At 62.0% G+C, this 19539-nt stretch carries 19 protein-coding genes and 1 pseudogene; 17 read left to right on the forward strand and 3 right to left on the reverse strand.

Going from position 1 to position 19539, the window contains the following annotated elements:
• Positions 1 to 31: 31 nt before the first annotated feature.
• The 5 genes from AC1DXM_RS25735 (at position 32) to AC1DXM_RS25755 (ending at position 5181) form a co-directional block, all read left to right on the forward strand.
• Entirely contained in the window at positions 32 to 1489 is a 1458-nt protein-coding gene (locus tag AC1DXM_RS25735; protein WP_477237679.1) for a pyridoxal phosphate-dependent decarboxylase family protein, read from the forward strand.
• Between the two features lie 146 nt (positions 1490 to 1635).
• Positions 1636 to 2553, forward strand: a complete 918-nt coding sequence (locus AC1DXM_RS25740) for a ketopantoate reductase family protein (protein ID WP_477237446.1) — start codon at positions 1636 to 1638, stop codon at positions 2551 to 2553.
• A 32-nt stretch (positions 2554 to 2585) separates the two neighbouring features.
• Positions 2586 to 3326, forward strand: coding sequence for a class I SAM-dependent methyltransferase (locus AC1DXM_RS25745; protein WP_477237448.1), 741 nt, complete (start codon positions 2586 to 2588; stop codon positions 3324 to 3326).
• Positions 3327 to 3339: 13 nt separating this feature from the next.
• Positions 3340 to 4029, forward strand: coding sequence for a GNAT family N-acetyltransferase (locus AC1DXM_RS25750; RefSeq protein ID WP_477237450.1), 690 nt, complete (start codon positions 3340 to 3342; stop codon positions 4027 to 4029).
• 144 nt (positions 4030 to 4173) lie between these two features.
• Positions 4174 to 5181, forward strand: coding sequence for a pyridoxal phosphate-dependent decarboxylase family protein (locus tag AC1DXM_RS25755; RefSeq protein ID WP_477237452.1), 1008 nt, complete (start codon positions 4174 to 4176; stop codon positions 5179 to 5181).
• 74 nt (positions 5182 to 5255) lie between these two features.
• Here the strand turns inward: AC1DXM_RS25755 and AC1DXM_RS25760 are convergent, their stop codons facing one another.
• Positions 5256 to 6392 (reverse strand): ATP-grasp domain-containing protein, encoded by a 1137-nt coding sequence (locus AC1DXM_RS25760; RefSeq protein ID WP_477237454.1) that lies wholly within the window; start codon positions 6390 to 6392, stop codon positions 5256 to 5258.
• 241 nt (positions 6393 to 6633) lie between these two features.
• Between AC1DXM_RS25760 and AC1DXM_RS25765 the strand changes: the two genes are divergently transcribed.
• The 10 genes and pseudogenes from AC1DXM_RS25765 to AC1DXM_RS25810 all read left to right on the forward strand — a co-directional run bounded on the left by AC1DXM_RS25765 (position 6634) and on the right by AC1DXM_RS25810 (position 14101).
• Complete coding sequence (locus AC1DXM_RS25765) at positions 6634 to 7086, forward strand: hypothetical protein (protein WP_477237456.1); 453 nt, start codon at positions 6634 to 6636, stop codon at positions 7084 to 7086.
• Positions 7087 to 7247: 161 nt separating this feature from the next.
• A complete protein-coding gene (gene copM, locus AC1DXM_RS25770; protein ID WP_477237458.1) occupies positions 7248 to 7859 on the forward strand; it encodes a CopM family metallochaperone in 612 nt (203 codons plus the stop codon).
• 12 nt (positions 7860 to 7871) lie between these two features.
• Positions 7872 to 8150, forward strand: a complete 279-nt coding sequence (locus tag AC1DXM_RS25775; RefSeq protein WP_477237460.1) for a DUF5676 family membrane protein — start codon at positions 7872 to 7874, stop codon at positions 8148 to 8150.
• A 19-nt stretch (positions 8151 to 8169) separates the two neighbouring features.
• Positions 8170 to 8619: a hypothetical protein gene (locus tag AC1DXM_RS25780; RefSeq protein ID WP_477237462.1), complete on the forward strand. Its 450-nt coding sequence runs from the start codon at positions 8170 to 8172 to the stop codon at positions 8617 to 8619.
• Positions 8620 to 8638: 19 nt separating this feature from the next.
• Entirely contained in the window at positions 8639 to 8956 is a 318-nt protein-coding gene (locus AC1DXM_RS25785) for a DUF2933 domain-containing protein (RefSeq protein ID WP_477237464.1), read from the forward strand.
• A 2-nt stretch (positions 8957 to 8958) separates the two neighbouring features.
• Positions 8959 to 9627: a methyltransferase family protein gene (locus AC1DXM_RS25790; RefSeq protein ID WP_477237466.1), complete on the forward strand. Its 669-nt coding sequence runs from the start codon at positions 8959 to 8961 to the stop codon at positions 9625 to 9627.
• A gap of 86 nt (positions 9628 to 9713) precedes the next feature.
• On the forward strand, positions 9714 to 11144 hold the full coding sequence (locus AC1DXM_RS25795; protein WP_477237468.1) for a multicopper oxidase family protein: 1431 nt from the start codon (positions 9714 to 9716) through the stop codon (positions 11142 to 11144).
• A gap of 52 nt (positions 11145 to 11196) precedes the next feature.
• Positions 11197 to 13629: a heavy metal translocating P-type ATPase gene (locus AC1DXM_RS25800; protein WP_477237470.1), complete on the forward strand. Its 2433-nt coding sequence runs from the start codon at positions 11197 to 11199 to the stop codon at positions 13627 to 13629.
• 34 nt (positions 13630 to 13663) lie between these two features.
• Positions 13664 to 13861, forward strand: a pseudogene (locus tag AC1DXM_RS25805) (ribose-phosphate diphosphokinase); the annotation flags it as partial.
• 6 nt (positions 13862 to 13867) lie between these two features.
• Positions 13868 to 14101 carry a hypothetical protein gene (locus AC1DXM_RS25810; protein ID WP_477237693.1) on the forward strand — a complete coding sequence of 78 codons (234 nt, stop codon included), beginning with the start codon at positions 13868 to 13870 and terminating at the stop codon, positions 14099 to 14101.
• Between the two features lie 59 nt (positions 14102 to 14160).
• Here the strand turns inward: AC1DXM_RS25810 and AC1DXM_RS25815 are convergent, their stop codons facing one another.
• A complete protein-coding gene (locus AC1DXM_RS25815; RefSeq protein WP_477237681.1) occupies positions 14161 to 15522 on the reverse strand; it encodes a glucoamylase family protein in 1362 nt (453 codons plus the stop codon).
• A 26-nt stretch (positions 15523 to 15548) separates the two neighbouring features.
• The gene (locus AC1DXM_RS25820; RefSeq protein ID WP_477237472.1) at positions 15549 to 16193 is read right to left on the reverse strand and encodes a CBS domain-containing protein; all 645 of its coding nucleotides are present in this window, start codon (positions 16191 to 16193) and stop codon (positions 15549 to 15551) included.
• A 268-nt stretch (positions 16194 to 16461) separates the two neighbouring features.
• Here AC1DXM_RS25820 and AC1DXM_RS25825 point away from each other — a divergent pair, with 268 nt between their 5' ends.
• Together AC1DXM_RS25825 and AC1DXM_RS25830 are read left to right on the forward strand one after the other, a co-directional pair.
• Complete coding sequence (locus tag AC1DXM_RS25825; RefSeq protein ID WP_477237474.1) at positions 16462 to 17169, forward strand: ABC transporter ATP-binding protein; 708 nt, start codon at positions 16462 to 16464, stop codon at positions 17167 to 17169.
• 5 nt (positions 17170 to 17174) lie between these two features.
• Positions 17175 to 19538: an ABC transporter permease gene (locus AC1DXM_RS25830; protein ID WP_477237476.1), complete on the forward strand. Its 2364-nt coding sequence runs from the start codon at positions 17175 to 17177 to the stop codon at positions 19536 to 19538.
• The last annotated feature ends 1 nt before the right edge of the window (position 19539 follow it).

Raw genomic sequence — 19539 nt, forward strand, 5'->3', positions numbered from 1 at the left:
CATGACACAGGATGCGTTGATCCTCGACCCGATGCTGCAGGCCTTGGCGAGCCAGCGGCCTTCCGCAACGGGGGATACCGGTCTGGGCGAGGCTTCCACAGGCGAACTCTTCCAGCGAGCAGCCGATCACGCCACGCGTTTTCGCGACGCCATTGCCTCAGGGCCGCAGCGGCCGTTGGTGTCGTATCGGCAGGCCTTGGACAGTTTCCGCGAGCCGCTTCCCGAAGGAGGCAGCGCTGGGCTCGGTGTGGTTGACGAGCTTGCCGCGAAGGCTGAGCCCGGCCTGCACAGGATGACAGGTCCGCGCTTCTTCGCCTGGGTCTGCGGCAATTCCCATTCGGTCGGCGTTTGTGCCGATTGGCTGACCAGCACCTGGGGTCAGAACACGGGCAACCATCACGCCACGCCGGCGGCCTCGGCCGTCGAGACGATCGCCGGCGGCTGGCTGCTCGAGCTTCTCGACCTGCCGCGGGAAAGTTCCATCGGCTTCGTCACTGGGGCGACCATGGCCAATTTCGTCTGCCTGGCGGCGGCCCGCGGCGCGGTCCTGCGGCAGGCCGGCTGGGATGTCGAGGCGCAAGGCCTGTTCGGCGCGCCGCCGATCACGGTGCTGATTGGCGACGACGCCCATGCCACGGTTTTCTCGGCACTGCAGTTCCTCGGCCTTGGCCACGACCGCGTCCGGCGTCTGAAGACAGACGACAATGGTCGCATAGCGGTGGCCGATTTTGCCATGGCCGCCGCTCAGGTCTCCGGACCTTGCATCGTCATCCTGCAGGCCGGGCAGATCAACACCGGGGCCTTCGACGATTTCGCCGGCATCGTTCCCATCGCCCGGCGTATCGGTGCCTGGGTGCATGTCGATGGTGCCTTTGGTCTCTGGGCGCGTGCCTGCCCCGAACGCAGCTATCTGGCCGAGGGCGCCGATGCCGCCGACTCTTGGGCAACGGACGGCCACAAATGGCTGCAGACGCCCTATGATTGCGGCTACGCCATCGTGCGCGACGAACAGGCCCATCGCCGTGCCATGACGATCGCAGCGAGCTATCTGCCGTCAACCTTCGAGGACGAGCGCGACCCGAGCCATTACGTGCCCGAACTGTCACGACGCGCGCGCGGGTTCGCCACCTGGGCGATGATCAAGCATCTCGGCCGCGACGGCATCGCCGCGATGGTCGCTCGCCATTGCAAGGTGGCGGAAGCGATGGCGGAAAGGCTGCGCGCTGACAATGCCATTGCCGTGCCCAACGACGTGGTGCTGAATCAGTTCGTCGTGCGTTTCGGCGCCGACCGCCCGGACGAGGAGGCCGACCGGCTGACGCTGCAGACGATTGCCCGCCTGCAGGCCGATGGCGTCTGCTTTGCAGGCGGCGCCAAATGGCACGGCCGCCAGGTCATGCGGGTGTCGGTGATTTCCTGGTCGACCGACGACAGGCAGGGCGAAATTGCCGCCGACGCCATGATCGCGGCGTGGCGGGCGGTAAGGTAGGCGAGGGCTCGTCGCGATCGGCTTGCCGTAGGACGTCTACCTGTCGGCTGGCCTTGTATTCAAGTAACTGCTAATGTTGATCGGGCCGGCGAATGCCATTCCATCTTCGCGCGGCAAATGGCGGCAGCTGGCGTCGAGGGGACGGCATGCGGATCGCAATGATAGGGGCGGGCGGCATCGGCGGCTATCTCGGCGCAAGGCTCGCCGAGGCAGGGGGCGACGTCAGCTTCATCGCTCGCGGTGACCACTTGCACGCAATGCGTCGGGGCGGCCTGCGAATTCAAAGTGATCTCGGCAACGTCTTTCTCCCCAGTGTGTCCGCGAGCGACGCGCCGGCCGACATCGGTCCCGTCGATCTCGCGATTTTTGCGGTCAAGCTCTACGACAGTGAGAAGGCCGCCGCAGCGCTAGGACCGCTCATCGGCAGGAATACGCGCATCGTGACGTTGCAGAATGGCATCGACAGCGTCGAGACGCTCGGTCGTCATGTTCCTCGCGACCAGGTGATTGGCGGAGCCACCTACTTGTCGGCATTCATCAAACAGCCGGGAGAAGTGGTTCATGCTGGCGGACTGCCTCACATCCTCGTCGGCGGGCACCGCGAGCCTCTCATCAAGGACCTTCAGGCGCTCTGCGATCGTGCTGTGGGGGTCGAGCTGAAGCCGGTTGCGGACATCGACGATGTGCTGTGGGAGAAATTCGTGACGCTCGCGGCCTTTTCCGGAGGGACGTCGCTCATGCGCTCTGGCATCGGTCCGATCCTCGACGACCCCGAGGCACGGATTTTCATCGAGCAACTGCGCGACGAGGGAATGGCGGTCGCGGCGGCGGCCGGCCATCCGATGGCCGAGGGGTTCGAAGGGCGCGTCACGACCAGATGGACCGCACTCCCCCCGCACGTAAAACCGTCGATGGCCAACGACCTCGAAAGGGGCAAGCCAATCGAGGTCGCCTGGCTGTCCGGGCGGATGCATGAGTTAGGCATCAAGTTTCGTATTGCGACCCCTGGCCACACGGCGGTCTTCCGCGCCTTGCATCTCTACGCAGCGGGTGCCGCGCCCTAGCGGTGTCCCATAACGTTCCTTGGGAGAATATCATGGCAAGTTCGTCGAGCGAGAGCATGCCGGTGACGACAGCTGACGAGGCAACCGGCACCCAGGACATATTCAACAAGGAGTTGGAGACTTATCGCAAGGTCGTGGCCACCAACCTCATGTTCCACCGCGAGGTCTATGGGCGCCTGCGCGATCTGCTCGTCGAGCATGCTCCAGGGTCGTTTCGATTCCTCGACGTGGCGTGCGGCGATGCCGCTGCCTCGGCCGCGATGCTGAAGACAACCGCCATCGGCGGCTATGTCGGCATCGACCTGTCGGAAGCGTCACTGAGGCTGGCCGATCGCGCGCTCGAGGGGCTCCCTTGCCCGGTCGAGCTGCGCCGCGGCGATTTCGCGGAAGCGATGGCGAACTGGTCGGAGCCCGTCGACGTGATCTGGATCGGCATGTCGCTGCACCACCTGGCGACCGAAGGCAAGGCGAGGCTGATGCGGCACGCCCGCAGGGCCTTGGGCGGCCTGGGCCTATTCGTCATCTGGGAGCCGACGCTGTTCGAGGGAGAGGATCGCGCCGCTTGGCTCGCCCGCTTCTCCTTGCAGCGCGATACATGGTCAACTCTTTCCGACGAGGAGTTCGCTGCCATGAAACGTCATATGCTTATGGCCGATTTCCCCGAAACCGCCGACACATGGCTCGGCATGGGGCGGGATGCCGGGTTTCGCCGCGCGGAGGAGATTTTCATGATGCCGAACAGAATGGGCAGAGTATTCCGCTACTGGAATTAGCCGGCGCGTCGAGATGTCATCAAACCCGAAAGAGGTCCCCCCGAGAGACGCTCCGATCCCCGCCGCCGTCGTGCTGGCCGGTCGCTGGGGAGACCTGCGCCCGCTCGACGCCGAGCGCGACGCATCCTGTCTCTACCCGCTCTCGCATGACGAGCACACGAATGCCACATGGGTCGACATGAAGGTCGGCCCATTCGCAAGTGAGCAAGCTTTCGCTGACCATGTCGCCGAGCTGGTGGCCGACAAGAAACGGGCCTTCTTCGCCGTAGCCGGCCTCGACGACAAGCCGCTGGGATGGCTCTGCCTCATGGAGGCAAGACCCGCCCATCATGTCGTCGAGCTTGGCTATGTGCTCTACACGCCGCCTCTGCAGCGCACACGGTTGGCCACCGAGGCGCTCTACCTGATCCTGCACCATGTCTTCGATGACCTCAGCTACCGGCGTCTTGAATGGACATGCACCTCGACCAACCAGCGATCGCGCAAGGCGGCCGACCGTCTCGGTTTCGTCTATGAGGGCACGCAGCGCCAAGGCCTGTTCCTGAAGGGCAAGCCTTGCGACATCTGCGTCTATTCGATGCTCTCCAGCGAATGGCCAGCCCATCGCTCAGCTTTTGAGGCCTGGCTCGATCCTGGCAATTTCGCGAACGGGCAGCAGCTTCGCTCGGTTGCGGAGATCAGGGCCGGCCTGGGAGTCATTTGAGGATGGCGACACTTGTGTTTTCGATCGATCGGGCTCGTCATGCGGATGCCGAAGCCTTTTGTCTGTCATCGCGGCATGTTTTCGAAATGAAAATGTCGGTCGACGAAACTGAACGCCGGTAACTCGCCGGCAGGGCAGGACTTTGTGAACGCGCTCGAAATCTCCAATCAGCAACTGTCGCGGCTGGCGGACGAGGCGATAGACCTCGCCAGGACCTATTGGGCGTCGCTCGATGAACGTCCGGCCTTTCCATCAACCAGCGGCAAGCAGACGACGGAACTCTTCTCGCCCTGGGCCGAGGAGGGGCGAGGTCCGGACGTCCTGCAGGACTTCAAGTCGATTGCCGAGCATGGGCGGCCATCCACCGGCAGGTTTTTCGGCTATGTCCTCGGTTCGGGCGAGCCGATGGGCGCCCTGGGAGAATTGTTCGCAGCAGTGCTCAATCAGAACGTGACGTCGTGGCGATCGGCTCCGGCGGCGACATCGATCGAACACAGCGTCGTCGGATGGCTGGCGCAAGCAGTCGGTTGCGCGGGGTTCACCGGCAGCCTGTGCGGCGGCGGCTCGGCGGCGAACTTGATGGGGCTGGCAATGGCTCGGGAAGCAAGGTTGCCGGCCAACGAAACAGGGATACGCGGCGGCGTCATCTATGCGTCCGAGCAGGTGCATATGTCCATTCCCAAGGCGGTGGCGCTGCTTGGCATCGGCAGAGCGAACCTTCGCCTAATCCCCGTCGACGACCGGTTTCAGATGCGGCCGGATGCGCTCCAGGCAACCATCGCCGCCGATCGTGAGGCCGGAGACATTCCCATAGCAATCGTCGCCACGGTTGGCACCATCGTCACCGGAGCGATTGATCCGCTGCCGGAGATCGCTGATATCGCCAGCCGCGAGGGGCTGTGGCTGCATGTCGACGGTGCTTATGGGGCTTTGGCGGCGCTGGCATTGCCGGACAAGCTCGATCCATTGGCCCTGGCAGATTCCCTGTCGCTGGACGCGCATAAATGGCTGTATCAACCGCTCGATTGCGGCTGTCTGCTGCATCGCCATCCGGCAATCGCGCGCACGACTTTTTCGCGCAGCGACTTCATGGCCATGCGGGGTCATTTCGACGGCCGTCACAATGTTACAAAGTGTCTCGTAAGTTATTGATTGTATTAATACAACCTAGAGTTCAATCCTCTTTCATTTTTGAGGGGCTCGTTGCCTTTGCCACTGTTGCACGTTCAGATGACTAACACCGGAGCAAAACCGCCGCCTGGTGTGCGGAAATTCGTAGTCTGACCCTGGTAGAGGCGCGCGGCCGCGAGCAGGACCTGGCCATCATAAGTATAAAGCCGCACGTCCATCTTACGCGGTGCAGGTGCGCCGTCGATCTCGATCATGCGTTGCCCCGGTGAGGCAAACGCCTGGGCCACATAGCCGCCACGGGCGATCTCGGCCCACACCCCTTTCGTTACCTTGTCGCCGCGGTAGACCGCCTTGCTGCCGTGGCCTGAGACCGGCTTGAAGAACATGTCCTTACGGGATTGCCAGGCGGCATCCGAATTGTCGGGCGTGACCAGCGTGGTCCGCGGGACACTGGCAAGCCGCGAGCGCATCTCCGGAGGGAGGCCGAATGCTTCGAGTGCTGCCGGATCGGACAACAGTGTCAGATTGCGCTTGCTTGCAAAGAGCGCATGGTTGTGCGGATTGGGTGTGACCACCACGGCGCCGTCCTTATAGGCCGCTCTGAGCGCGGCATGTTCCGGGCGATCAAGTGTGAAATCGACCAGGCGATTATAGACGAGGTCAACCTCCTGCCCGTCGAGGCGAAGCTTGCCGCCATCATATTTCAGCTCGCTCGCATCCCCGATCGTCGCGTCCACGCCGTTCTTCAGCAATAGCTGCCGGGCCAGCACGAATTCAGGATAGAGATACTGGCCCTCAGGCTGATCGTCGACGATCGCGATCCTTCGCGGCGAACCGGCTCCCCGCTGGCGGCGCCATTCGCTCTCGAACATCGCAACGACGTTGGCTTCGAAGTGATCGTTCCCAGCGCCGATCAACGCCCGATCGACCTCGGAACAGCAGGCCTTCTGTGCTCTCGCCAGCAGCGCGTTGAGGAAAGCGCCGCCAGCGTTGGTGTTCACCTCGATCAGCTTGGGACCGTCGTCGTCGAGATGGAAATCGTAGCCCATGAGAGCGCCGACGGGTCCAAAATCCCTCTGCGCAATTTCGGGAGCCCAGGAGAGGGCGGCATCGCGGTAACCCTCAAGCTCGGCTGCCGCTTCGACGGCTACGACGATTGCCTGCATCTCATCGAGGGCGGACGCGGCGAGGAAGACCGGGACATTGGAAAACAGATGCGGCCGCGACGCCATGAAGTTTTCGCAGAAGCCGCGCTCTCCGGCTTCGCGATCCAGCGCGGCCCAAAGCGCTGTCCGGTCGAGCGTTATGCAGAAGCATTTGCGGTTGAGCCGCGTCGACAGGGACGTGCTCAGATCCACCACGCCGGGGGCTTTAAGCATGAGAATATCTCCTCATTGCCAGCTGCCGTTTTGGCCCAAAGTCGAACGACCAGCAAAAGGTATCTGATCCGGATCCCATGAAACCTGACCAGATATGAAATTTCACCGGTTTGTGGACATTGATTTGCGTCAAAGTGCTGGCGGGAAGTTGGGTTATGATGAAACCATGAAAGTCGCGTTGGCTCAGCTTCGGTTATTGCTGTTCGTGATCCTCCTGATCGCGGGCGGTGCCGTTGCTGGTGTCATCGGGCCGGCTTCTGCAAAAGGCTCTGTTGCCGACGTTGCAACGCTCTCGGCGAGCGCCTTGCACAATGTGATAGGTCACGTCGCGTCTACAGACCAGGACAACCATCGCGCCTCATGCGATGGCTGCCTGGATTGCATGCACTCGACCGGCTTCGGCTGTTGTGCTGCAGGCATTTCCGCCAGCGAATGCGGCGTCTTTGATGATGCGCCGGTTGCAATCCGCTTCATGGCGGGCAAGGCGCTGCTGGCAACGGGCATCGACCCCGAGGCCCTCCTGCAACCTCCCCAGACCCTGGCCTGATATCGCGCAGTCGCAGCCCTAGGGACTGTTGAATCCAGCAGTGCCTGTCGAGGCCCATCACGCGCGACCGATCCGCCATAACCAGCAGCGGCGATCTGGGCGACCTTGCGCACCCGTTCAGAGCTCGCCCGTCGGTTCACATCAACGACAAGGAACCAGTCATGAAAACCCACCTTCGATTGATCACGCTTGCCGCATTCGCAACCCTGTCCGGTGCGGCTTTTGCTCAGACGGATCCGCACCATCCGGCGGCCGACGCACCACAAACTACGACAACGGCACCAGCCGTGGAGGCGATGCCGGGCGGGTTGCCCGAGCAGTGCGCGGCGATGATGTCCACGATGCAGAAGATGATGCCCATGATGGAGAAGATGGCTCCCATGATGCAGCAAATGATGCCGATGATGCAGCAGATGATGCAGGGCGGCGGAATGCAGGGCGGGCAAGGCGGCATGCAAGGCGGCATGATGCAGGGCGGCGGCATGACGAACATGCCGATGGACACGGCCAATATGCCCGAGTCCTCCAAGGCTTATATGGAGGCCATGAAGCGAATGGACGGGCCGATGATGCAGGGCATCCAGGCAGGCGATCCCGATGTCGCTTTCGTCCAGGCGATGATCCCTCACCACCAGGGCGCCATCGATATGGCACGGGCGGTCCTGCAATTCGGCAGGGATGATCAGGTCAAGGTTTGGGCCAATCAGATCATCACGGCTCAGCGGTCTGAGATCGCCGCCATGAAGGAATGGCTCAAGCAGCACGCGAAATGACAGGAGGAAGACATGGACAAACTCAGCGTCCTGTCCGTCGGCATTGCGCTGGGCGTGACGTCGGCCCTGATGAGCATGCTCTGCGCTTTGGCCGTCGTTATCTGGCCAGAGGCAACACTCGATTTCTTCGGCGCTATCATGCACGGGCTCGACCTCAGCGCGGTCAGGTCTACGGCGCCGATAAGCCCTGTCCGAGTTCTCTACGGCGTTCTCGGGCTTGGCATCGTCGGGCTGCTGGCGGGTATCGTTTACGCCTCGATCTACAATGTCGTCGCCACGAGGCGGCGGTAAGCAAGTCGAGGGTCAGCCCATGAAAGCCACAGTCAATCCATGGACGATGTCGTCCATCACTCTTGCTCTGGCGGGGATGATCATCGCCGGGATCGGACTGTATTTCATCGCCCTCAGGCCACCATTATTGCCCGAGGATGTCCGCTATATGGACCTTTCGGTCGCCGAGCTCGAAGCCATCGGTCCTCGGCTTGCAATGTGGCTCACCCAGGTTTTCCGGGTGCTCGGCGGCTACGCCCTCGCCACCGGTGTTCTCCTGGTTGCGCTGGCAATCACCGCGTTCCGCGCGCGCCATCCGGTCGCGGTGGCCGGTGTTCTGATCGGAGGAGCGTCGTCCATCGGCTTGATGTCTGTGGTCAACTTCACGATCGGCTCCGACTTCAGGTGGCCATTGTTCGCCTGCGCGCTGGTCTGGGCCGTAAGCCTCATCGCCTATGGGCTCGAAAGCTCCCGCAATGACAATCGATGACAAATAAGGAACCCATCCCATGAATACCAACAACGTTCACCGCATGTCCGATCCGCCGACTGAGTCCGAACCAGAACCGGAGGCAGGCGGATTTTGGACCTCGAAGGCCGGCCTGGCCACGATCGCTTTCCTGCTGATCGCCGCGTTTTTCCTTCTCACGGAGCACCGGGCTCATACCCTCGGTGTCCTTCCCTTTCTGCTGCTGCTCGCCTGTCCTCTGCTTCACATGTTCATGCATGACGGCCACCGCGGGCATGGCGGTCACGGCGGCCATGCCAGGCACAAGGAACCTGAGCCGGACGCGCAAGACGGCACCACCCACCACAAAGGAGCATGACGATGGTCGAGCAATCTCCTGCCTACGGCCTCTGGGGCTTGGTCATAGTCAATTCGGCGGTTTTCATTCTGTTCGCATTCAGCTTCTTCAAGCCGCGAACCGGCCGCGACTGGCGCTCCTTCGGTGCTTTCAGCGCCTTCCTGGTGGCGTTGTTTGCCGAGATGTATGGCTTTCCCCTGACGATTTACTTGTTCTCGGGGTGGCTGCAGTCACGATACCCCAGCATCGACTGGTTCTCGCATGATGCCGGCCACCTCTCGGAGATGATGTTCGGTTGGCGTCTCAATCCACATTTCGGCCCGTTTCACGTTCTCAGCTTCTTCCTGATCGGCGGCGGTTTCATGCTGATCTCGACCGCGTGGCGAGTGCTTTACGACGCGCAGCATCACAATCGCCTCGCAACGCGCGGTCCATATGCCTCCATCCGGCATCCGCAATATGTCGGCTTCGTTCTCGTCATGGCGGGATTTCTCGTGCAATGGCCGACGCTGCTGACGCTGGTGATGTTCCCCATACTGGTCGGCATGTATGTGCGGCTTTCCTTCATCGAAGAGCGTGAAGCCAGAAAGGAATTCGGCGACGCATACGACCGCTACGCGGCCCGCGTGCCCGCCTTTTTTCCGCATCTGGCCAAGCTGTTCGGCTCCGGCGGCGAGCGCCGTGCGCCCTGAAGGGAGGACCCGTTGGGGCCTGGACCTTGTGCGCTGACGAAACAAACGAAGTTCCGAAATCTGAACCCGAAAGCAAGGAAACGACCATGAAACGCCGGGATATTCTGAAGGCCGCAGTGACAGCCGCCGCAGCTTTTGCGATCCCTTCGAGCTATCTTGCGGCAGCCTTCGCCGATCAGTCGGGCGGCCAGCCGCTTGGCATCTCGCGCCGCACGATCGAGGTGAACGGAAAAGCTGCAAGTGTCTTCGGCCTGCAAAGGGCCGACGGCGCGCCTGGCCTGCGCTTGCGGGCGGGCGAAGCCTTCAATGTGCTGCTTCGAAACGATACTGCCGAGCCGACGATCATACATTGGCACGGGTTGACGCCGCCGTGGCCGAGCGACGGCGTCGCCGACGCGCCACTGCCGCTCATCGGCGCCAAGGCCAATCGCAGCTTCGATTTTCCGGTCGGCGGGCCAGGCACGTTCTGGATGCACGCCCATACCTTGCAGGAACAATTGCTGCTCGCGGCTCCGCTCATTGTCGCCGATCCCGCCGATGACGCAAAGGACGAGCAGGAGGTTGTCATCCTGCTCCACGATTTCTCGTTCTCGTCGCCGCAGGAACTGCTGGCCGGGCTGCGGAGTAAGAATACCGGCGGCTCCATGCCGATGGACGGCATGGATATGTCGGGAGCGCAAACCGACGCCATGGCTGGGATGAACGATGGCGGCATGATGACCGATATCAACGACATCGATTATGACGCCTATCTGGCCAATGACCGGTCCCTGAACGACCCCGAGATCGTCCCGGTCGAACGGGGCGGACGCGTGCGGGTGCGGATCATCAACGGCGCCACGGCGACGGCGTTCACAGTCGACTTCGGCGAGCTTGAAGGCGAACTGATCGCGGCCGACGGTCAGCCTGTCGAGCCGGTCAGAGGCCGGCGGTTTCCAATGACGATGGGCCAGCGCATCGATGTGCGCGTGCAACTGCCGCGCGACCTCAGCTCTTCTTTTCCGATCCTGGCGCTGCGCGAGGGAAGCAAGGAACGGACTGGAATTGTCCTGCGTCCGGCGGGGGCGGCCGTGGCCAAGCTCGAGACGGCGGCTGATGTCGACGCTCCGGTATTGGACCTGATGCTTGAGGCGCAACTTCGAGCAATCGCGCCACTTGCGTCGCGCGTCGCGGACAAGACCTTCGAAATGGCGCTGACCGGCGATATGGCTGCCTATCGCTGGGGCCTCGAAACCAGCGCGCCCATCCTCGTGGACAACGGAGATCGTGTCGAAGTCACGCTGCGCAACGACACCATGATGGCTCACCCGATGCACCTTCACGGCCACCATTTCCAGGTGGTCGCGATTGACGGGCAGCGCTTCCAGGGCGCCGTTCGCGACACCGTGCTGGTGCCGCCGATGCGCTCGATCACCATTGCCGTCGATGCCGTCAATCCCGGCAAATGGGCATTCCACTGTCACCATCTCTACCACATGGCGAGCGGCATGATGTCGACCTTTGCCTACCGAAGCTGAGACATCGCGGGCGCAGCGATTGCTGCCACGAACCGCGGCACGGAGAACGATGATGAAAAAGGTCAATCTGGAAGTGCGCGACCTTGTCGGCATGATGGATTTCGCGGCGGTCGAAAAACGTCTCGTGGCTCTGCCGGGTGTCACCAGTGTCGCGATGAACGCGGGATCGACAACCGCGAGCGTCGAATTTGACGAGGGCCAGACGAGTCCGGAAGCCCTTGCGATGGAAATCAAGGCCTGCGGCTTCCATTGCCATGGCGAGGTCGTGCCGCGGCATCTGTGCACTCCTGGCAGCATGACGATTCCGCCGGGGCATCCGCGCGCGACCTCCGGCCACGATCACGCCGAGCACGATCATGGGGGGCACGCCGCCAGGATCGAGCCGGCTCCGGCGGGCGAGAGGACGGTCGCAGCCAAGGCACCGCACGCCGCCATGGCCCACGAGATGGGACACGGCGCCGGCATGGACATGCAGGGCATGGTCAAGGACATGCGCAACCGGTTCTTCATCAGCCTGGTCTTTACCCTGCCGATTTTCGCCATGGAGCCGATGGGCCTGGGAGAGCCCTGGCTGCGCCCGCCCTTCGGTCTCAGCGAAGATCTTGCGATGTTCTTCCTGGCCAGCGCCGCGATCCTCTATCCGGTCTGGCCATTCCTGGTCGCCGCCTGGCGGGCCTTGCGCAACGGCGTCCTCAACATGGCCGTTCTGGTGGTGCTGAGCGTCGGCACCGGCTATCTATTCAGCGTCGGCGCGACCTTCTTCTTCGAGGGGCAGCAATTCTACGAGGCCGCGAGTGTGCTGCTCGTATTCATCCTGCTCGGCCACTGGCTGGAGATGCGCGCCCGCGCCGGAGCCTCGGCCGCGATCAGGGCTCTGCTCGACCTCGCCCCGCCCAGGGCCTCCGTCTTCCGCGATGGCAAGGAGGTCGAGGTTGCGACCGCGGACGTCGTGCTCGGCGACATTGTGGTCCTGCGGCCCGGCAACAAGCTTCCGGTCGACGGCGAAGTGGTCGAGGGCACGTCGACGATCGACGAATCGATGCTGACTGGCGAATCGATGCCGGTGACCAAGAAGGTCGGGGACAAGGTCATCGGCGCGACGATCAACAAGAGCGGCACGCTGCGCTATCGTTCTACCAAGGTGGGCGCCGACACTGCCCTTGCCCAGATCGTCAAGCTGGTCCAGGAGGCCCAGAACTCGAAGGCGCCGGCCCAACTGCTCGCCGATCGCGCTTCACAATGGCTGGTGCTTGCCGCGATCCTCATCGGGCTTGCGACCTTCGCCGTCTGGTTCTGGTGGCTCGGCCAGCCTCTGCTGTTCGCGATGACCTTGACCATAACGGTCTTTGTCATCGCCTGTCCCGATGCGCTCGGCCTCGCTACGCCGATGGCCGTCATGGTTGGCACCGGCCTTGGCGCATCAAACGGGATCCTGTTCAAGAATGCTGCCGCTCTCGAGGAGGCGACCAGGCTCAATGTGATCGTCTTCGACAAGACCGGCACGCTCACGATGGGTCAGCCGAAGGTCGTCGAAATCGTGCCGGCCGCCGGCGTTTCGCTCGACGAGGTTCTGCAAGTCGCGGCCGCCGTGGACCAGGGCTCGGATCACCCGCTGGCCCTCGCCATTGTCGAGCGGGCCAGAGACTTGAAGCTTCCCAAGGTTTCGGGCTTTCTGAATATAGAAGGCAAGGGCGCTAGTGCCGCCATCGGAGGGAGTCCGGTTTTCCTCGGCAACCGACGCCTCATGGACGAGCAGAAGATTGATCTTCTGGCGCTGGGCGAAAAAGCCGAGACGCTCAAGGGCGAAGGCCGCACCGTTATTCATGTCGCGCGGTCCGGCAAGCTGCTCGGACTGATAGCGATCGCCGATACGCCGCGCCCGACGGCCATCGCAACGATTGTCAAATTGCACGACCAGGGTGTTCGTGTGGCGATGCTCACGGGTGACAACGCCGGCACCGCCAAGCGCATCGCTGACGAACTCGGCATCGACATCGTCATGGCCGATGTCTTGCCAGGGCAGAAGGCGGAGAAGATCAAGGAACTGAAAGGGCAAGGCCTCAAGGTCGGTATGGTCGGCGATGGCATCAACGACGCGCCAGCCCTGACGCAAGCCGACGTCGGATTTGCGATCGGTGCAGGCACCGACGTCGCCATTGAGAGCGCCGACATCGTGCTGATGAAGAGCGATCCCTACGATGTGGTCGGTGCGATGACGCTCTCGCGAGCCACGCTGCGCAAGATGCACCAGAACCTTTGGTGGGCTGTCGGCTACAATCTCATCGCCTTCCCGATCGCGGCAGGCGTGTTCTATCCATTTCTTTTGAGTCCCGAGCTTGCAGCGCTGGCAATGTCGGGCAGCTCGGCTCTCGTGGCCGTCAACGCCTTGCTGCTCAAGCGAACCAGGCTCGAAGGCATTCGACCTGCCGCAGCATCGATGACTGAAGGCGTCGCTCATCAGCACCCTACGGGCGCACAGGTATGAGCGTGTCGATGCAGGCTCGCATGCCGACGTCGCGATGGGCCCTGGGCGCAGTTCTCGCCTCGGCCTTTGTCGTTGCGCTCGGCTATCCGACATCGCTCACCGTGCCGGTGTCGTCTTTCAGATCTTGACGAAAATCCGACGAGGTGACCGTGACGTCGACGTGAGTCTCCCTTCGATCGATGCCGCTCGCAGCAGAACCCCGATCATCGTCGATGACATCGCCTCGTCGGGGCGAACCATGATCGAAACCCTGGATCATTTGCGGCAGCTCGGTCTGCCGCCCGCAGTCTGCATCGTCATTCATCCGATATTCGCCCAAGACGCCTACGCGCAACTGTTGGCGGCCGGCGCTGAAAGGGTCGTGAGCACGGACTCCATTCCGCATCCGTCGAATGCGATTTCCCTCGCCGGCTTGCTGGCCGAGGGTAGCGTCGAATTGTTCGGGAACGCTCTTCCAAAGGAAACGTCATAAACGTAACGCCCCCTATTTCTCAGCCTTGGCCGCATCCACGCGAACCCAGTCCATGCCGATCAAGCAGTTGGCGTCGACTCCTGACCGAACTCTCTCAGCCAGCCGCCTTCAAACCCTGCCCGTTGCAGGCCGTTGTGGATATACGGGCACGAGCGCATCAGCCGCCATAGGAAGCCGCTGCGGTCGTTCTCGATCATCAGGACAACCGGGCCTTCGTTGAGGCCGAAATGCCAAGGCGAAATCCACCATCCGAAAGCGCTGTCGGGCGTCCCCGGATGCGTTGGATTGAAGGCCGCCTTGAAGCCATAGGCGTTGGCGGCCTTGAGCTTGGCTTGATGGATGCAGAAGCTGATCGCCGGCCGGACGATTTCCGGCGCGAAGGGCAAGGAGGCGGCAACGGCCCACGGAGCGAGCGTGCCATCGTCGGGACCATAGGGCACACCGCGCCCGACATAGCCCTCGAACCGGCGCTCGATACCGTTCAACTTGAGCGTGGAGGGACCAGGCCCCTCGCTTGCGGTGATGCCCCAGCAGTGTTCGCCATAACCCTCGAATCCACGCGGATTGTCGACAGCATAACGCTGGTGGACGAAGGTGGCGCGTCGGCTGTTCTCGAAATAGTCGCTTCCCTTGCTGCGCATGAAGGCATCCTGCACACCGCGAAGATCGATCCAAACGTGCGAGAGCTGGTGAATGAACAGCGGTCCCGCATAGAGGTAGTCGTAGCCGTAACAGTGCTCCCATCGGAATGTCGCGGTCCAGGCTGTGTAGCTGGTCTTGGGCAAGGGATGTGTCGGCGAACCCAATCCAAGGACATAAAGCAGGAGCGCTTCGTCATAACCTTCCCAGCGATACTTCAGGAACCCGTGCTCGGGTGTCCACCCATGGGTGACGGTTTCTCCTTGGTCCTGCGCCCAGCACCAATCGGCTCGGTGATAGAGCGCCTCCGCCAAAGTGCGAATTTCGGCTTCGGCGTCGGTGTCGGCATCGAAATACTGCCCGGCAGCCAGCGCGCCCGCCAGCAGGAACGTGCTGTCGATCGTCGATAACTCGCATTGCCAGGCCCGTCGGCCGGTTTGCATGTCCAGAAAGTGGTAGTAGAAGCCGCGATGTCCCGTAGCGTCCGGCTCCGGGCCTTGTGGACTGTTCCAGAAGAAGCGCAGCGTTGCCAAGGTGCGTTCCGCAGCCGCTGTTCGCGTCATGAATCCGCGCTCGACTCCCACTGGATAGCTCGCCAGCGCAAGGCCGGTGGCGGCGATGCTTGCGGGCCAATTCGCTTCGGTCTTGTCCCGAACGAGACCGTTGGCAGGGTTTGCTTCATGGATGAAGTAGTCGAATGTCTCTCGCTGCAATATCGCCAAATCGTCTTGCATGGCAGAGGTGTTCACCGGATGATCGGTCTCGCGAGGGTGCGACAGCATCGCTGTATGCCCTCCCGAACCGCAGTTCACGGATGGGCCAGATACAGGTGGTCGAACACACCTTTGACGCCTCTGACGCCCTCGGCAACCACGCGGACGGCATCCCGTTCACTCTGCGACCTGACTGCACCCGAAAAATGCACCAGACCATCGCTCACCGTAAGCGTTAACGCGTCTCCTTTGACCCCTGCGTCGTCTCGCAGTCGGGTAAGAATGCTGCGCCGGATCGCATCGTCACCTGCCGCCGTAGCGTCGTCGAACTTCGTCGCAACGACAACACGCAAAAGATCGGCGCGGCTGACGACGCCGACAAGACGCTGTTCTCTCATCACCGGAATGCGCTTGATGCCATGCTCCTGCATCAGCGCAACAATTCGCGCTATCGGGGTTTCCTCGTCTGCCACGATGACATCCGAGGTCATCAGATCCGCCACTTTCCAGCTGTGGCCCTTCACATAGCCGCGAGCCTCACCTGCCGGAAACGCTGAGGCACCGAGCTCCGACCTGCGCAGGAAATCACCTTCGCTGACAATTCCGACCAGGCGGCCGTTGTCATCGACGACAGGCATGCCGCTGATGCGATGATCCAGCATGATCCGTGCTGCATGTCTTACGCTGTGGTCAGGCGACACGGTAACAACCTTTGCAGTCATTACATCCTTTGCTTTCATCCGCCTCATCCTTAGCTCAGTTCAAGTGAACAGGCGCCCGAGCACCAATCGGCGGCATCGTAACGTGGATGCCGCCGACCTCCTTTGAGGCAAATCAATATCGGTTCAGAACCAGCCGATCCGGGCTTGGATGCTCGCTACCACTACTTGTTGATGGCGATCGGTGACGGCCTTCGGATCCCTGTTTTGACTTGCATCAATGTCGCGCTCACCTCGACGGGTGACTGTGGCAAGCGACGCGACAGGTGCCTCAAAATCCCTAACGGCCATGGCTGACACCGTCTTCACTGCAAAAGCGCTGACCAAAACCTACACCTCGGGTGAGACGCAGGTGCTTGCATTGCGTAAGCTGGACGTTGAGATTTCGGCGGGAGAGATGGTCGTTCTGCTTGGCCCGTCGGGCAGCGGGAAGTCGACCCTGCTCAATATCATGGGCGGGCTTGACCATGCCACGAGCGGCCAGTTGTTTTTCAGGGACCAGGAGCTGACCAACCTCGACGATCGGGGGCTGACTGCCTATCGGCGGCAGCACGTCGGGTTCGTTTTCCAGTTCTACAACCTGATCCCCAGCCTGACGGCTTACGAAAATGTCGCCCTGGTCACGGAGATTTCCGACCATCCAATGCGCCCGGAGGAGGCTTTGGCGCTGGTTGGACTTGAACCGAGGATGCACCATTTCCCGGCTCAACTCTCCGGTGGCGAGCAGCAGCGCGTGGCCATTGCCCGCGCGATCGCCAAGCGCCCCGATGTGTTGCTCTGCGACGAGCCGACGGGCGCCCTCGATTCCAAGACGGGCATTCGGGTGATTGAGGTATTGCTCAGTATCAATGCGCAGCTAGGCACCACGACACTTATCATCACGCATAACGCCAGCATCCAGGATGTCGCCGACCGCGTGCTGTTTTTCGCCGATGGCCAGATCTCCAGAATTCGCAAGAACGAGGTGCGCCGGACTGCCGCCGAGCTTGTCTGGTGATCCGGATGCGCGCTCTGGATATCAAGCTTCTTCGCGACTTCAGGCGGCTCTGGGCGCAGGCGCTGGCGATTGCACTCGTCATTGGCGGAGGCGTGGCGACGCTTATTCTCGCGGTCGGATCCTACCGTTCCCTCGACGAGACGCGCACCGCATACTACGAACGTTACCGGTTTGCTGACGTCTTTGCCACGGTGAGCCGCGCGCCAAGGGCGCTTGTCGACCAGATTGCCGAGATTCCCAGCGTTGCTTCGGTCGACGCGCGAATAGCCAAGCTCGTGCTGCTTGACATACCAGACTATCTGGAGCCGGCCACGGGCGAAGTCATCTCCCTGCCCGAGATCGGGGAGGCTTCGCTCAACCAGCTCTACATGCGCGTTGGCCGCATGCCGGAGCCTGGCCGCGCCGAAGAGGTCGTCGTGAACGAAGGCTTTGCCGTGTCCCACGGCTTTCAGCCCGGAGCCCGCTTCTCGGCAATATTGAACGGCCGAAAGCGCGAATTGACGATTGTCGGGATCGCGTTGTCGCCCGAGTTCATCTATGCGGTCGGCCCAGGCGATATCATGCCGGACGACCGCCGCTTCGGCCTCATCTGGATGTCGGAAAAAGCGCTCGCCAGCGCGTATGACCTCGATGATGCGTTCTCGTCCGTTTCGTTGAAGTTGCTGCGGGGCGCGTCCGAGGGTGAGGTCATGATGCGCCTCGACGCGATGCTTGAGCGCTACGGTGGGCGGGCGGCCTATGGCCGGAAGGACCAGACTTCACACGCCTGGCTGAACCACGAACTCGATATGCTCAACAACATGAGCCGGACGCTGCCACCGATTTTCCTTCTGGTGTCGGCATTTCTGGTCAATCTCACCCTCAGCCGGCTCGTTGTTCTGGAGCGCGAGCAGATCGGGCTGATGAAGGCGCTGGGATACAATAACGCCAGCATCGTCGTGCACTACCTCAAATTCGTCGTTGTCATCGTTGTGATCGGCATTGTGATCGGCAGTGCGGCGGGCACGTGGCTGGGGATGCGCATCACCAATCTGTTCGGCGACTTCTTCCATTTTCCGTTCCTCGTCTTCACCAGGAGCCCTGACCTCTATGTCATCGCCGCCGCGCTCAGTCTCGTCGCTGCAATAATCGGGGCAGTGCGCGCGCTTCGGGAGGTGGTGCGATTGGCGCCGGCCGTCGCGATGCAGTCGCCGACGCCTCCGCGCTATCGGCGGCTGCTGCCTGCGAGCTTCACTGTCGACAGGTTCATGTCACAACCGACCATGATGATGTTGCGCAACATCACTCGCCATCCAGTCAGGTCGTTGTTCACGACGCTTGGAATTGCACTGGCGACAGCCATCCTCATCGTTTCACTTTTCACCGGCGACGCGATGGAGCAGCTCATCGACGTGACGTATTTCCTGGCTGACCGTCAGGACGCCACGGTGAGTTTCGTGGAAAAACGCTCGCGGGACGTCGCCCTGCAGATCGCTCGGCTTCCGGGCGTTCTCGCCGCCGAGTCTTACCGCGAGGTGCCGGTCCGCATCAGGAGCGGAAACGTCGAACGCCGGATCATGATCAGCGGCAGGCCGCGCGACGCCGATCTCAACCGCATCATCGACGTCCACCTGCGACCGGTCGTCCTGCCGGAAGCGGGCCTGGCGATTTCGAGCATGCTTGCCAAGATTCTCGGAGTGCGGGTCGGCGATTCCGTCGAGGTCGACTTGCTCGAAGGAACTCGGCGGACGGTTGTCGTCCCTGTGGCGGCGCTGGTCGAAGATTACTTCGGCATCCGTGGGATGATGGATTCAGAGACGCTTGCGCGCCTGATGCGCGAAGCGCCATCGCTGAACAGCATCAACGTTAGCCTGGACCAGAACAGCCGGGAGCCGTTCTATGCTGCCATAAAGGGCATGCCTGTCGTCAGCGGTCTGGCTCTGCAGCGCGTCTCGCTGGCGAATTTCCGCAAGCTGGTCGCCTTACTCATCACGACAATGGCCAGCATTTACACCGCGCTGGCTGCCGTCATCGCGTTTGGTGTCGTCTACAACAGCGCCCGCATCTCGCTTTCCGAACGCGCGCGAGAGCTGGCCAGCTTGCGCGTCCTCGGCTTCACTCGGGGAGAAGTGTTGCGCATCCTCCTCCTCGAACTCACCCTGCTCACGTTGATCGCACAGCCGCCTGGATGGGTCATTGGTTATGGGCTGGCCTGGATCATGCAGAAGAACCTGGCCGGCGAATTGATGCGGGTGCGTCTGATCGTCGAGCAATCCACCTACATCGTTGCTAGTGCGATCGTAATAGCTGCGGCCGTGCTGTCGGTACTCGTTGTTCGTCGAAGACTTAACGAGTTGGACCTAGTCACCGTTCTCAAGACGCGGGATTGAA

Source organism: Mesorhizobium sp. P3_A2 (assembly GCF_056403115.1).

Bases quoted from the DNA above. Each gene is read 5' to 3' on its own strand.
- AC1DXM_RS25735 (WP_477237679.1), top strand. From the start codon at position 32: ATGCTGCAGGCCTTGGCGAGCCAGCGGCCTTCCGCAACGGGGGATACC.
- AC1DXM_RS25750 (WP_477237450.1), top strand. From the start codon at position 3,340: ATGTCATCAAACCCGAAAGAGGTCCCCCCGAGAGACGCTCCGATCCCC.
- AC1DXM_RS25825 (WP_477237474.1), top strand. From the start codon at position 16,462: ATGGCTGACACCGTCTTCACTGCAAAAGCGCTGACCAAAACCTACACC.
- AC1DXM_RS25815 (WP_477237681.1), bottom strand. From the start codon at position 15,522: ATGCTGTCGCACCCTCGCGAGACCGATCATCCGGTGAACACCTCTGCC.
- AC1DXM_RS25795 (WP_477237468.1), top strand. From the start codon at position 9,714: ATGAAACGCCGGGATATTCTGAAGGCCGCAGTGACAGCCGCCGCAGCT.
- AC1DXM_RS25830 (WP_477237476.1), top strand. From the start codon at position 17,175: ATGCGCGCTCTGGATATCAAGCTTCTTCGCGACTTCAGGCGGCTCTGG.
- AC1DXM_RS25820 (WP_477237472.1), bottom strand. From the start codon at position 16,193: ATGAAAGCAAAGGATGTAATGACTGCAAAGGTTGTTACCGTGTCGCCT.
- AC1DXM_RS25760 (WP_477237454.1), bottom strand. From the start codon at position 6,392: ATGGCGTCGCGGCCGCATCTGTTTTCCAATGTCCCGGTCTTCCTCGCC.
- AC1DXM_RS25740 (WP_477237446.1), top strand. From the start codon at position 1,636: ATGCGGATCGCAATGATAGGGGCGGGCGGCATCGGCGGCTATCTCGGC.
- AC1DXM_RS25780 (WP_477237462.1), top strand. From the start codon at position 8,170: ATGAAAGCCACAGTCAATCCATGGACGATGTCGTCCATCACTCTTGCT.
- AC1DXM_RS25785 (WP_477237464.1), top strand. From the start codon at position 8,639: ATGAATACCAACAACGTTCACCGCATGTCCGATCCGCCGACTGAGTCC.
- AC1DXM_RS25765 (WP_477237456.1), top strand. From the start codon at position 6,634: ATGAAATTTCACCGGTTTGTGGACATTGATTTGCGTCAAAGTGCTGGC.
- AC1DXM_RS25745 (WP_477237448.1), top strand. From the start codon at position 2,586: ATGGCAAGTTCGTCGAGCGAGAGCATGCCGGTGACGACAGCTGACGAG.
- AC1DXM_RS25775 (WP_477237460.1), top strand. From the start codon at position 7,872: ATGGACAAACTCAGCGTCCTGTCCGTCGGCATTGCGCTGGGCGTGACG.
- copM (WP_477237458.1), top strand. From the start codon at position 7,248: ATGAAAACCCACCTTCGATTGATCACGCTTGCCGCATTCGCAACCCTG.
- AC1DXM_RS25800 (WP_477237470.1), top strand. From the start codon at position 11,197: ATGAAAAAGGTCAATCTGGAAGTGCGCGACCTTGTCGGCATGATGGAT.
- AC1DXM_RS25810 (WP_477237693.1), top strand. From the start codon at position 13,868: ATGATCGAAACCCTGGATCATTTGCGGCAGCTCGGTCTGCCGCCCGCA.
- AC1DXM_RS25790 (WP_477237466.1), top strand. From the start codon at position 8,959: ATGGTCGAGCAATCTCCTGCCTACGGCCTCTGGGGCTTGGTCATAGTC.